The sequence below is a fragment of the Streptomyces sp. P9-A4 genome (genome assembly GCF_036634195.1).
In the GTDB taxonomy this organism is placed as follows: Bacteria; Actinomycetota; Actinomycetes; order Streptomycetales; family Streptomycetaceae; genus Streptomyces.
In genome coordinates, this window is record NZ_JAZIFY010000001.1 from 89,440 (window position 1) to 101,959 (window position 12,520).

Sequence of the window (12,520 nt, forward strand, 5' to 3'; positions counted from 1 at the left end):
TCATGATCGTACGCACGGTCGACGCCGGGACCCCGGTGCGGCGGGACCCGGGCGTGTCCCCTCCCGGTCCGCCCCGCCCGACGGCGCCGGTCCCGCGGGGTCCGCGGCCGTGCCGGGGAGCGCGAGGGCCGCGGGGAGGGCGAGGGCGGCGAGCACGGCGAGGACCGGCAGGGCCGCGCCCCTGGCCGGTACGAATCCGCCGTGCGGGACGAGGGCGACGAGCAGGGTCGCGGTGGCGACGCCGAGCGCGGGGCCGATGTTCATCGCGGTCTGCTGGAGGCCGCCGGCGACTCCGGCGTGGGCCTCGGGGGCGCGGTGCACGACGACCGAGGTCGCGACGACCATCAGCGTGACGAACCCGGCGCCGAGCAGGGCGGCCGCGACGCCGACGGAGAGCGGACCGGCGGTGCTGTCGAGCCGGGCGAGACCGAGCACCCCGAGCGTGAGCAGTCCCGCGCCGGCGGCGGCCGTGCGCCGGGGGCCGAAGCGCCGCTGGAGCGGTGGGCAGAGCGGCGCGCCGAGCACCATGAGGACGGCGAGCGGCAGGACCCGGAGCGCGCAGTCGAGGGGGTCGAGCCGCTGGACGTCCTGGAGGAAGTACGTCGCGACGAACAGCGAGCCGAAGAGGGCCGCCGAGGCGGCGAGGAGGGCGGCGAGACCTGCCAGGACGGGCACGCTCCGGAGCAGCGCCGGGGGCAGCAGGGGGTGTGCGGCGCGGCGTTCGTGCCGGGCGAGGGCGAGCCCGGCGGCCACGGCTCCGGCGCAGGCGAGCGCTCCGGTTCCCGCGCCGCCGGGCCGCGCCGTCTCCACGAGCCCGTGGACCAGCAGACCGAGCGTGACGGCGAGGAGCAGCGCGCCGAGGGGGTCGAGGGCCGCGGGGCCCGCCTCGCGGGACCGGCCGGGCCCGGCGGTCCGCTCCCGGGTGACGAGGGCGAGCAGCCCGATGGCCAGGGTCGGCGGCACGCCGAGCAGGAAGACCGAGCGCCAGCCGTACGCGGAGACCAGGGCGCCGCCGATCAGCGGGCCGGCCGCGGCGGCGAGGCCGATGGCGGCGGTGCGCACGGCGATCGGGGTGCCGAGCCGCTCGGGCGGGTAGGCGGTCCGCAGCATGCCGAGGGTCGCGGGCTGGAGGAGCGCCCCGAACACCCCCTGGAACACGCGCAGCGCGATGACCGTGCCGATGCCCGGGGCGAGGGCGATGCCGGTGGAGGCGGCGGCGAAGCCGAGGGCGCCGACGGCGAAGACCCGGCGGGGGCCGTAGCGGTCGCCGAGCCGGCCGGCGAGGACGAGGAGGCTCGCGACGGCCACGAGGTAGCCGGTGCTGGTCCACTGGACCTGTCCGACGTCGGCGTGCAGATCGTCCTGGAGGGCGGGCTGGGCGACGGTGAGCACGGTGCCGTCGAGGGCGACGACGGCCGCGCCGACGACACTGCACGCGAGGACGGGGGTGCGGCGCCCGGTCACGGCTCCCGGGGGCGCCGCGACGGCGTCGGCTCCACGGTGCCGCGTCACCGCGTCGGCTCCGCCGGGCCGAGGTGGGCGTCGAGGGCCGCCGCGAGGAAGGGGGCGGGGTCGTCGTCGCCGGTCGCGAGCCGGAGGCTGCCCCAGTGCCGGAGCTGGGCGATGCCGTGCAGGTTGGCCCAGAGGGTGCCGGTGATCACGACGGGGTCGGCGCCGGGGCGGACACGGGCGACGAGTCCGGTGAGGTGGGCGAAGAGCGGCAGGCTCGTCTCGCGCAGCCCGAGGCGTCCGCTCTCCAGGAGGTCGTGCCGGAACATCAGCTCGTACATGCCGGTCCTGTTCGCGGCGAAGTCGAGGTACGCGCGGGCGAGGAGCGCGATCCGTTCGCGCGGGGCGGCGGTCTCCCGGTCCTCGGCGGCGGCGCGTGCGCCCAGTTCGGCGAAGCCCCGGCGGGCGATGGCCGACAGGAGGTCGAGATGGGTCGGGAAGTGGCGGCGGGGCGCGCCGTGGGAGACGCCGGCGCGGCGAGCGATCTCGCGCAGTGTGAGGGCCTGGGCGCCTTCGGCGTCGACGAGCTCGACGCCGACGCGGACGAGCCGCCCGCGCAGGCCGTCGTCGGCCGGGCCGCCGGCGCCGCCGAGCGCACCGCCGTCACCCGGGCCGTCGTCGCCACCGTCGCCCCCACGGGGCTGATGATCTTCCGTCTCTTCACGCATGAGCAGTGTCTACCAAGACCGAGTAGACACTGTCTACCTACGCTCGCGCCCCGGTCGGTTACACTCGGGGGCAGCGAAGGGGAGTAGCCCCGCAAACCGGTCGTCGACATACTGGAACCCCCGGGTTCCCGGTGACCGGGTCCGCGTCCGGCACGTACGGAGCGGACGGGCGAGACCTTCGGCCAGGCAACAACCGCGTCCGCGCTTCCGTGGGCGTGGTCCGTCATGCCGGGCCGAGTGGTCCTTCCGTCGCCCATCGAGGTGTCGTGCCGGGTCCACGGGCCCGGACCGAGCAGAGAGCCCCGGTATGCACCTCGACCCCTTGGCGATCCTCACCGCCTTCGGGCTGATCTTCCTCGCCGAGCTTCCCGACAAGACGATGTTCGCGTCCCTCGCCATGGGCACGCGCATGCGTCCGCTGTACGTCTGGTTCGGCACCTCGACCGCCTTCCTCGCGCACGTCGCCATCGCCGTGGGCGCCGGCAGCCTGCTCGGGCTGCTCCCCGGCTGGTCGGTGAAGCTGGTCTCGGCCCTGTTGTTCGGCTTCGGCGCGTTCATGCTGCTGCGCGGCGGGGGCGACGACGACGAGGCCGACGAGGGCGGCAAGACCGTCACCGGCTTCCTGCCCGTCTTCTCGACCGCCTTCATGGCCGTCTTCATCAGCGAGTGGGGTGACCTCACCCAGATCACCACCGCCAACCTCGCCGCCACCAACGGCACCTGGTCGACGGCGATCGGCTCCCTCGCCGCCCTGATGAGCGTCTCCGCGCTGGCCCTGGTAGCGGGCCGGTTCATCGCGAAGCGCGTACCGCTCAAGACCGTGCAGCGCATCGGCGGCGTCTGCATGGCCGGTCTGGCGATCTGGTCCCTGACCGAGGTCTTCACCGGCTGACATCCCGCGCCCGCGCGAACGGCGCACGCCCCGGCCTTCCCGGCAGGGGCGTGCGCCGTTCGCGCTCCGGTGCGACGATGCCCGCATGGGCGGCGAGACGATCCACGGCGAACTGGACGAGCGGGCGGCCTCGGTCGCGGACCGGGTGGTGGCCTGGCGCCACCATCTGCACCGGCATCCGGAGCTGTCCAACCGTGAGGTGAACACCGCCCGCCTCGTCGCGGACGAGCTGCGCGCCCTCGGCCTCGACGAGGTCCGTACGGGCATCGCCGGGCACGGGGTCGTCGGCGTCCTGCGCGGGGGCGCGCCCGGTGAGCGGGTCGTGGCGCTGCGGGCGGACATGGACGCCCTGCCGGTCAAGGACCTGTGCGGGGCGGAGTTCGCCTCCGCGACGGTCGACGCGGACTATCCGGGCGGCCCCTTCCCGGTCTCGCACGCCTGCGGGCACGACTGCCACACGGCGGCGCTGCTGGGCGCGGCGACCGTTCTCGCGGGGGTGCGCGAGCGGCTGCCCGGCACCGTGCTGTTCGTCTTCCAGCCCGCCGAGGAGGGCCCTCCGGTGACCGAGGAGGGCGGGGCCCGCGCGATGCTCGCGGCGGGCGCGTTCGCCGACCCGGTGCCGACGATGGCCTTCGGGCTGCATGTGACACCGCATCCGAAGGGGTACGTGGGGTACCGGATCGGCAATCAGTACGGCGCTTCCACGCTCGTCCGGATCGTCGTCACCGGCAAGCAGACCCACGGGTCGACCCCCTGGGAGGGCGTCGACCCGATGCCTGCGGCGGGGGCCGTCCTGACGGGCATCGGGCAGCTGTACCGGCAGGTCTCGGCCTTCGACCCGGTCACGGTGTCGATCGGGCACGTCGAGGACGTCGGCCGCTTCAACATCATCGGGCAGACGGTGACGCTGTGGGGCACGGTCCGCTGCGCCGTGGAGTCCGACATGGAACGGGTGCAGCAGCGGCTGACGACGCTCGCGGAGCACTCGGCGGCGGCGTACGGCGCGACGGCCACGGTGGAGTACCTCCAGCCGGTGCCGCCCGTGCACAACAGCGCCCCGTGGGTGGAGGCGGGGCTTCCGACCTTCCGGCGGGTGGTCGGTGAGGAGCGCGTGGTGGAGACCGGGGCGACGCTCGGGTACGACGACGTCTCCGAGTTCGTGAACCGGTTCGGCGGTCTGTACGTGATGCTCGGCGTGCAGGACGCGGTCCTGGACGCCGGGGGGCGGCCGGTGCCCGCACCCGGCGGGCGCGGTCTGGTCACCAACCACAACCCGCACTTCTACGCGGACGACGACACCCTCGTCACCGGGGTCCGGCTCCACGCGCACGTGGCGTACGACCATCTGACGGGAGCCCTGGTCCCCCGGGCCGGCGGCTGATCCCCCGCGGGCCGGTCCGCACGGCCGGCGGTCCCGAGTTGCGTCCCCGACGCCACGCGGGAGGCTGGGGGTATCCGGCCGCGCACCCCGCAGGGAGAGACATGATCCTGGACCTCGCCGCCCTCGCCGACGAGCACCTGGCCGCGGCCCACTCCGCGCCGCACGGGCGCAGCGCCCATCTGATGATGCACGACGGGGTGCTCCGCCAGACCGTCATCGCCCTGACGTCGGGGACGTCCCTGGACGAGCACAACGCACCGCCGGCCGCGAGCCTCCAGGTGCTCCGGGGCCGGGTGAGGCTGACGGCCGCCGGCTGGGCGGAGGAGCTCCCGGCGGGCACCCTGCGGATGATCCCCAAGGAGCGGCACGGGCTCACCGCCCTGGACGACGCGGTGGTGATCCTGACGGCCGTCAACGACTGAGCACCCGCGAGCCGGAGACCGAGGAACTCCGGCACCTGCGGGTTCACCCGGTCGCGTCGAGATCCTCCGCGTAGTGCTCGATGGCCGCGCGGTACTCCCGTACCGACGGGTCCCCGCTGGTGGCCGCGAGCAGCCGGAGCAGCAGCCGGACCGACTCGTGATGACCGCCCGTGTTGTAGTGCGCCATGGCGAGGAAGGCCTTCAGCGAGCCGTCCTCGGGGAACTCCTCGACGGCGCCGGTCAGGAGCGCGACGGCGTCCTCGTACCGTCCGAGGACGCGGTAGGTGCTGCCGAGGCCGAGGAGCGCCCCGCGCCGGTCGTCGGGGGTGAGTCCGGTCCCCGCGAGGGCGTTCTCGTAGTACGGCACGGCCTCCGCCTCCAGGCCGAGGACGTCGTGGGCCCAGGCCGTCTGGTAGGCGATCCCGGCGTCGTCGGGATGCTCGGCGGCGAGCGCGACGAGCCGCTCTCGGGCCTCCTCCTTGCGGCCCGCCCCGCGCAGGGCGACGGCCTCTGCCAGCCGGCCGTCCTTCGTCTCGTGATGATCCATGGCGGCATCATCGCAGCTCGGTGCAGGTGCTCCGGGGGCACCTGCCAGGTGACGGGCCGCCATGGCGGGCGGGCCCGATTGTGGCACCCCCGCCCATGGAGGAGGGCCCGCGACCGCCCGTAGCCTCCCGGCCGTCCCTCCGTCAGGTAGGAGCCGTCCGGGAGACCCCATGCGTTCACCCCGTCCCACCCGTCGCCGCGGGCCGCGCAGGTTCGCGGCGCTGCTGCTGTGCGCCGCCGCGAGCCCGCTCCCGCGGGCGGTCCCCCGCCGGGGCCGCCGCTCCCCCGCCCGTGCCCGGGGCGCTCCAGGCGTACGACACCGTGTACAGCGAGGGCGTCTCGTCCGGCGGCTTCCTGAACCGGGACGCGCCGGTGACGCTGACGGTCGAGTACCGGTAGGCCGGGTGCGGCCGGGCGGGCCCCGGCCGCCGCGGGACTCCTCAGACCCGGGCCCGGTTCTCGGTGGTGACGAGGACCAGCGGGGTCCCCACGCAGGGCAGCAGGCGCAGCCCGTCCGCGCGGTGCCCCGTCCGCGGTCCCGCGAGGACGGCGCCGAAGTCGGGGCCCCTGGTCAGGGATCCGACCAGGTGGGCCGGGTCGGTGGAGGCGGCGACCCGGCCGCGCGCGTTGACCAGCCGGGCCGGCCCGGGGAGCGCCTGCAGCGCGGGCAGCACGGCCGCCTCGAAGTGGCGCAGATAGACGTCGGCGGCGGCGACCCCGACGAACGTACCGTCGAGGGCGACCGGCGCGGAGAGCGTGAGGCTGTACTCGTCCGAGCAGAGGTAGTCGACATAGGGCCCGGCGACGGCCCGGCGGCCGGTCTCGCGGGGCAGGGTGTACCAGTCCCAGTGCGTGTAGTCGGAGTACGCCGAGTGCTCGGGGTCAAGGTCGAGCAGGAGCGGCCGTACGGCGCCGCCGGGGCCGCGCTGCCACCACTCCAGCCAGCCCGGTACGTCGCCGAGGAGGCCGGGCGCGGCGACGAAGCCCACGCCGGAGACGAGCGGGTGACGGTCGAGCCGGTCGCGCAGTCCGGGGCGCAGGGCCGCGAGGTCACCGGCGAGCGGTGCCCGGCCGGCACGGGAGGCGCCGGCGAGGAGGGCGCCGGTGTCGTCCCCGGTGGCGGCGACGACGAGGAAGACTTCTTCGAGCGAGGCGTCGACGCGGTCGAGGACGGCACGGTACGGGTCGGGCGTGGAGTCCGCCTGGCCGTGTGCGCGGTGGCCCTGAGCGGGGTCCGCCGCCGACCGGACGGCCCGGAGGTCCTGGGCGGGCGTCCGCGCAGGGGTCCGGGCGGGAACCCCCGTCTCGTCGCGTGTGTCCCGGGCGCGGCCGGCCGGCTGTTCGGGGGCGGCCGTATCCCGTGTCGTCACGGCCGTGCGCGGGGTGTCAGCGGCGGCCCCCGCGCGGCCCGCGAGCCCGGTGCTCCTGCCCATGCGTGTCCTCCTCGGAACGAGGCTCGGGTGCGCGTCCGGGGGCGCCGAGGCGCAGCGTGATCAGCCGCCCCACCGACTCCCGTACGCACGTCTCGGCGAGCGCTCTGGCTCGCTCGTCGGCCTCATCCTGCACGGCGGAGATCACGGCGCGGTGACGATCCGACACACTCGCCAGATGGCCGGGGTCGTCCAGGACCAGGCAGAGCAGTGCGCCCAGGTCGGTCTGGAGCTCGATCTCCTCGCGGGTCAGACGTGCGGACTGCGCGGCGGCGGCGAGTTCGACATGGAAACGGCCGTAGAGCCGGCTGCGGGTCGCCGGGTCTTCGGCGGTGGCGAGTTCCTCCGCCGTACGGGCGAGGGGGCGCAGGTCGCCGGGCTGGGTGCGACGGGCGGCCAGCAGGGCGGCGGCGCCGGAGACGGCCGCCCAGTGGTCGCCGAGGTCGCGCAGTTCCTCCGTGGACCAGTCGGCGAGGCGGGCGCGCAGCCGCTCCTCCGGCGGGTCGTCGGGGAGCGTGACGAAGCTGCCGCCGCCGCGGCCCCGGCGGGTGGTGACGAGTCCTTGCTGCCGCAGGGCCATGAGGGCCTCGCGAAGGGTGACGGTGGAGACACCGAGCTGTCCGGCGAGTTCGGTCTCGCCGGGCAGCTGCTCCCCGTCGGCGAGGAGTCCGAGTTCGATGGCGTCGCCGATGCGGCGGACGACGGTGTCCACCCGCGCCCGGGTGTCGACGGGCGTGAAGACGGCCCTGCGGGCGGCGCCCGTACCGGCCGCGCCGCCGTCGTCCGGTCTGCCGTCTGGTCTCACGGTTAACCACCTCGCGCGTCGAGCGTTGACTCAGCCTTTACCTTAAAGGGGTCTTGAGATTTGAACTATGACTTCATATGTTTACGCCCACGCCCGAGCAACGCTCCACCGCACCAGAAAGGTTCCCGCCCATGGAGGGAATGGCGATCCGGCTGACGGGACTGCGCAAGACCTACGGCAGCACGCAAGCCGTGGCCGGTGTGGACCTGGAGATCGCCGACGGCGAGTTCTTCTCGATGCTGGGCCCCTCCGGCTCGGGGAAGACGACCGTCCTGCGGATGATCGCCGGCTTCGAGGCCCCGAGCGCGGGCACCGTCGAGCTGGCCGGCCGGGACGTCACCCGGCTCGCCCCCTTCGAGCGGGACGTGCACACCGTCTTCCAGGACTACGCCCTCTTCCCCCATATGACGGTGGAGCAGAACGTCGCCTACGGGCTCAAGGTGCGGGGGGTCCCCCGCGCCGAACGCCTGGTGCGGGCCCGCGCCTCCCTCACCCGCGTGGGACTCGAAGGTCTCGGCCGGCGCAGGCCGGCCGAGCTGTCCGGCGGCCAGCGCCAGCGCGTCGCCCTGGCACGCGCGCTCGTCGGCCGCCCCCGTGTGCTGCTGCTCGACGAGCCGCTGGGCGCACTCGACCTGAAGCTCCGGGAGCGGATGCAGGTCGAGCTCAAGCAGATCCAGCGGGAGGTCGGCATCACCTTCGTGTTCGTCACCCACGACCAGGAGGAGGCCCTGACCATGAGCGACCGCATCGCCGTCTTCCACCAGGGCCGGATCGAGCAGGTCGCCGCCCCGGCCGATATCTACGAGCGCCCCGGCACCCCGTTCGTGGCCGGCTTCGTCGGCACCTCCAACCTGCTGAGCGGCGACACCGCCCGGCGCCTCGTCGGGTCGCCGGGGACGTACAGCATCCGCCCCGAGAAGATCCGCGTACTGACCGATCCGAAGGCCCCCGGCACCCCCGGGCTCGCGACCGCCGCCGGCACCGTCGCCGAGGTCGTCTACCTGGGCGACTCCACCCGCTTCCTGGTGGACCTGGACGCGGGCGGGCGGCTCACCGCGCTCCAGCAGAACCTGGAGACCTCCTCCGCCGACCTCGCCGCCTTCCGGGGCGCCCGGGTGGGCCTCAGCTGGCAGCCGCACCACGCCGTGCGCGTACCGGACAACGCGTAACGCACCCGTCGAACCCCCCGTCCCCCTCACCCCACGGAGCATCACGTGCGCCCGCACCGTTCCCTCCTGACCGCAGCCGCCGTCTCCGGTCTGCTCCTCCTCACCGCCTGCGGCTCGGCCGACCCGGCCGGCTCCGGTGGGTCCGGCGGTCTCAACCCGCCGGACCTGAAGGCACCGACCTCGCTCGGCAAGGCCGAGGGCGAGGTCAACCTGATCGCCTGGGCCGGATACGTCGAGGACGGCTCCAACGATCCGAAGGTCGACTGGGTCAGCGCCTTCGAGAAGCAGACCGGCTGCCGGGTGAACGCCAAGACGGCGGCGACCTCCGACGAGATGGTCTCGCTGATGAAGACCGGCGCGTACGACGCCGTCTCCGCCTCCGGCGACGCCTCGCTCAGGCTCATCGCCTCCGGCGACGCCGCACCGGTCAACACCGCGCTCGTACCGAACTACGCCGACGTCTTCGCCGGGCTCAAGAACAAGGACTGGAACTCCGTCAAGGGAGTCGCCTACGGCATCCCGCACGGCCGGGGCGCCAACCTCCTCATGTACGACACCGAGAAGGTGAAGCCGGCCCCCGACTCCTGGTCCGCCGTCTTCGACAAGGCCTCGGCGCACAGCGGCAAGGTCACCGCGTACGACTCCCCCATCTACCTCGCGGACGCGGCGCTGTACCTCAAGGCGACCAAGCCCGAGCTGGGGATCACCAACCCCTACGCCCTGGACCAGAAGCAGTTCGACGCCGCCGTCGCCCTGCTCAAGGAGCAGAACAAGCACGTCGGCGAGTACTGGAGCGACTACCTCAAGGAGATCTCCGCCTTCAAGAGCGGCGACTCCGTCGTCGGGACCAGCTGGCAGGTCATCGCCAACCTCGCCAAGGCGGAGGGGGCGAAGACCGAGGCGGTGCTGCCGAAGGAGGGCTCCACCGGCTGGTCCGACACCTGGATGGTCTCGGCCGAGGCCAAGCACCCGGCCTGCGCCTACAAGTGGCTCGACTGGATCGTCTCGCCGAAGACCAACGCCCAGGTCGCCGAGTACTTCGGCGAGGCCCCGGCCAACGCCAAGTCCTGCGCCGAGACGGCCGACAAGAACCACTGCACCGTCTTCCACGCCGCCGACGAGACGTACTGGAAGCGGGTCCACTTCTGGACGACGCCGATCGAGCAGTGCCTCGACGGCCGGACGGACGCCCGCTGCGTGCCGTACGCCAAGTGGGTCCAGGCCTGGACCGAGATCAAGGGCTGACCCGTCCCATGACCGCGCTCTCCCCGCTCTCCCCCCGGCTCTCCCCGGAGTCCCCCGCCGGAGCCCCAGGAGCCGCCGGAACGAAGCGGACCGCCGGCGCCGTCCGGCGGTTCGCCGGGGCCCTGCACCGGCGGCCCCGGCTGCGGCTCGCGGCGCTGCTCACCGCGCCGCTGCTCTGGCTGGTCCTCGCCTATCTCGGCTCGCTCGCCGCCCTCTTCCTCTCCGCGTTCTGGACGACCGACAGCTTCACCTCGGAGGTCGTACGGATCTGGACCTCGCGGAACTTCGAGGAACTGGTCACCTCGCCCGTGTACCGGACCGTCGCCCTGCGGACCGTCGGCGTCGCCCTCGGCGTGACCGCGCTCTGCGCCGTCCTCGCCTTCCCGCTCGCCTTCTACACCGCCCGCGTGGCGCACCCGCGCCGCCGCCCGCTGCTCGTGGTAGCGCTGCTCACGCCGCTCTGGGCGGGCTACCTGGTGAAGGTGTACGCCTGGCGGCTGATCCTCTCCGAGGGCGGCCCGCTGGACTGGGCGCTGCGCCCCTTCGGCCTGAGCGGGCCGGGGTACGGCCTGACGGCCACGGTGCTCGTCCTGACGTACCTCTGGCTGCCGTACATGGTGCTGCCGATCCACACGGCGCTCGTCCAGCTGCCGGAGAACCTGCTGCACGCCTCGGCCGACCTGGGGGCGAGGAACGGACGGACCTTCCTCTCGGTGGTGCTCCCGCTGGTGTGGCCGGCGGTCGCCGCCGGGTCCGTCTTCACCTTCTCGCTGAGCCTGGGCGACTACATCACGGTGCAGATCGTCGGCGGCAAGACCCAACTGCTCGGCAACCTCGTCTACTCCAACGTCACCCTGAACCTGCCACTGGCGGCCGCGCTCGGCACCGTGCCGGTCGCCGTGATCGTGGTGTACCTGCTCGCGGTGCGGCGCTCCGGTGCGCTGCGCAGTCTGTGACCGGCCGGAAGGACCCCGACCGATGAACCTCTCCCGTCCCGCGCGGATCGCGCTGCGCACCGCCGCCGGGCTCGTCCTCACGGCGATCTACCTGCCGCTGCTGCTCGTACTGCTCGGCTCGTTCAACCCGGACCGGTCGGCGAGCTGGCCGCCGCCCGGCCTCACGCTCGACTGGTGGGCGGCCGCCTGGGACAACGAGGGCGCGCGGGCGGCGCTCTGGACCTCGGTCAGGGCCGGACTGGCGGCGACGGCGGTGGCGCTGGTGCTCGGCACGCTCATCGCCTTCGCGGTCCAGCGGTACACCTTCTTCGGGCGCGAGGCCGTCTCCTTCGCGGTGGTCCTGCCGATCGCACTGCCCGGCATCGTGACGGGCATCGCGCTCAACTCGGCCTTCGGCACGGTCCTGGAGCCGCTCGGGGTGGGCCTCGGGATGTTCACGGTGGTGGTGGGCCACGCGACCTTCTGCATCGTGGTGGTCTTCAACAACGTGGTGGCCCGGCTGCGGCGGCTCCCGGGCTCGTACGAGGAGGCGGCAATGGACCTCGGGGCGCACACCTTCCGCGCCTTCTGGGACGTGACCTTCCCGCTGCTGCGGTCGGCGCTCCTGGCGGGCGGGCTGCTGGCCTTCGCGCTGTCCTTCGACGAGATCGTGGTGACGACGTTCACGGCCGGTCCTGGCCTGGAGACCCTGCCCGTGTGGATCTTCAACAACATGACCCGCCCTCAGCAGGCCCCGGTGGTCAACGTGGTGGCCGCGGTACTGGTCCTGCTGTCGGTGGTGCCGATCTACGCGGCACAGCGGCTCTCCTCGGAGACGGCGGGCGGGGGAAGGGTGTGAGGCGCGAGCTGCGCCGGGTTGTGAGGCGCGGGCAGGTGTGAGCGGCCTGCGGGCGGGAGCGCCGGGTGTGAGGCGCTGTCGGGTGCGGGGCTCCTCGCACTGCCAGTTTTCCCGAATGCGCCCTTTGCTCCGTATTGGAGCGCGTGCCCTCACCCGGCGGGCCGCCACCCTGCGGCTCCGGCGGCGCGGCGGAGGAACCGTCGGCCCGTACCGCCCTGCCGGTGGTCGCCGCGATCCTCGTCACCACGGCGTCGCTGCGCTGGGCGGGCCCACTGCTCCACGAGGCGCCCTCCGTCCTGTACGTACCGCCGCTGATCGCCTTCCTGCCGGGTGCGGCGCTGACGCTCGGCGCGATCGAACTCGCCACCGGCGCCGCGCTCTCGGGCATCGCCCGGCTGGCCGGCGCCGCGAACGTGCTGTTCCCGCTCGCCCTGGGCATCCTGATCGGCACCGAACTCCTGAACCCGCGCCCGTCGTCCGGCCCCGCGGCCGATCCGCTCGGCGCCGGGGCGCCCTGGGTGGGCGTCCTGGTGGGCGCGGGCCTCCAGCGGCGCCCCCGGCTGAGCATCGGGGAGCCCGCCCCGGCGTCGACCCCGACCGCACCCGAACCGGCGGCGGAGACTCCGGAATCACCTGCTGGGCCCTGAGGGGCATGTGCG

Annotated in this window: 13 protein-coding genes; 8 read left to right on the forward strand and 5 right to left on the reverse strand. The window is 74.0% G+C overall.

What is annotated here, in order from left to right:
* On the reverse strand, positions 1-1,464 hold the full coding sequence (locus V4Y03_RS00415; RefSeq protein ID WP_332437075.1) for an MFS transporter: 1,464 nt from the start codon (positions 1,462-1,464) through the stop codon (positions 1-3).
* A gap of 44 nt (positions 1,465-1,508) precedes the next feature.
* A complete protein-coding gene (locus V4Y03_RS00420; RefSeq protein WP_332433476.1) occupies positions 1,509-2,177 on the reverse strand; it encodes a TetR/AcrR family transcriptional regulator in 669 nt (222 codons plus the stop codon).
* A 307-nt stretch (positions 2,178-2,484) separates the two neighbouring features.
* Here V4Y03_RS00420 and V4Y03_RS00425 point away from each other — a divergent pair, with 307 nt between their 5' ends.
* The 3 genes from V4Y03_RS00425 to V4Y03_RS00435 all read left to right on the forward strand — a co-directional run bounded on the left by V4Y03_RS00425 (position 2,485) and on the right by V4Y03_RS00435 (position 4,872).
* A complete protein-coding gene (locus V4Y03_RS00425) occupies positions 2,485-3,069 on the forward strand; it encodes a TMEM165/GDT1 family protein (protein ID WP_317874896.1) in 585 nt (194 codons plus the stop codon).
* A gap of 85 nt (positions 3,070-3,154) precedes the next feature.
* A complete protein-coding gene (locus tag V4Y03_RS00430) occupies positions 3,155-4,450 on the forward strand; it encodes a M20 metallopeptidase family protein (RefSeq protein ID WP_332433477.1) in 1,296 nt (431 codons plus the stop codon).
* 101 nt (positions 4,451-4,551) lie between these two features.
* Positions 4,552-4,872, forward strand: coding sequence for a cupin (locus V4Y03_RS00435; protein ID WP_317874894.1), 321 nt, complete (start codon positions 4,552-4,554; stop codon positions 4,870-4,872).
* A 43-nt stretch (positions 4,873-4,915) separates the two neighbouring features.
* On the opposite strand, the gene V4Y03_RS00440 is transcribed toward V4Y03_RS00435, so the two are convergent.
* From V4Y03_RS00440 to V4Y03_RS00450, 3 genes are all read right to left on the reverse strand, one after another.
* Positions 4,916-5,419, reverse strand: coding sequence for a tetratricopeptide repeat protein (locus V4Y03_RS00440; RefSeq protein WP_332433478.1), 504 nt, complete (start codon positions 5,417-5,419; stop codon positions 4,916-4,918).
* 439 nt (positions 5,420-5,858) lie between these two features.
* Positions 5,859-6,851 carry a cache domain-containing protein gene (locus tag V4Y03_RS00445; RefSeq protein WP_443079690.1) on the reverse strand — a complete coding sequence of 331 codons (993 nt, stop codon included), beginning with the start codon at positions 6,849-6,851 and terminating at the stop codon, positions 5,859-5,861.
* Positions 6,805-7,653: a FadR/GntR family transcriptional regulator gene (locus tag V4Y03_RS00450; RefSeq protein WP_332433479.1), complete on the reverse strand. Its 849-nt coding sequence runs from the start codon at positions 7,651-7,653 to the stop codon at positions 6,805-6,807. The genes V4Y03_RS00445 and V4Y03_RS00450 overlap by 47 nt, the downstream gene beginning before the upstream one ends.
* A 131-nt stretch (positions 7,654-7,784) precedes the next feature.
* Here V4Y03_RS00450 and V4Y03_RS00455 point away from each other — a divergent pair, with 131 nt between their 5' ends.
* From V4Y03_RS00455 to V4Y03_RS00475, 5 genes are all read left to right on the forward strand, one after another.
* Positions 7,785-8,822 (forward strand): ABC transporter ATP-binding protein, encoded by a 1,038-nt coding sequence (locus tag V4Y03_RS00455; protein ID WP_332433480.1) that lies wholly within the window; start codon positions 7,785-7,787, stop codon positions 8,820-8,822.
* A 45-nt stretch (positions 8,823-8,867) separates the two neighbouring features.
* Entirely contained in the window at positions 8,868-10,067 is a 1,200-nt protein-coding gene (locus V4Y03_RS00460; protein WP_332433481.1) for an ABC transporter substrate-binding protein, read from the forward strand.
* Positions 10,068-10,075: 8 nt separating this feature from the next.
* Positions 10,076-11,023 (forward strand): ABC transporter permease, encoded by a 948-nt coding sequence (locus tag V4Y03_RS00465; RefSeq protein ID WP_332433482.1) that lies wholly within the window; start codon positions 10,076-10,078, stop codon positions 11,021-11,023.
* Between the two features lie 22 nt (positions 11,024-11,045).
* Positions 11,046-11,861 (forward strand): ABC transporter permease, encoded by an 816-nt coding sequence (locus tag V4Y03_RS00470; protein WP_332433483.1) that lies wholly within the window; start codon positions 11,046-11,048, stop codon positions 11,859-11,861.
* Between the two features lie 143 nt (positions 11,862-12,004).
* Entirely contained in the window at positions 12,005-12,508 is a 504-nt protein-coding gene (locus V4Y03_RS00475; protein ID WP_332433484.1) for a threonine/serine exporter family protein, read from the forward strand.
* The last annotated feature ends 12 nt before the right edge of the window (positions 12,509-12,520 follow it).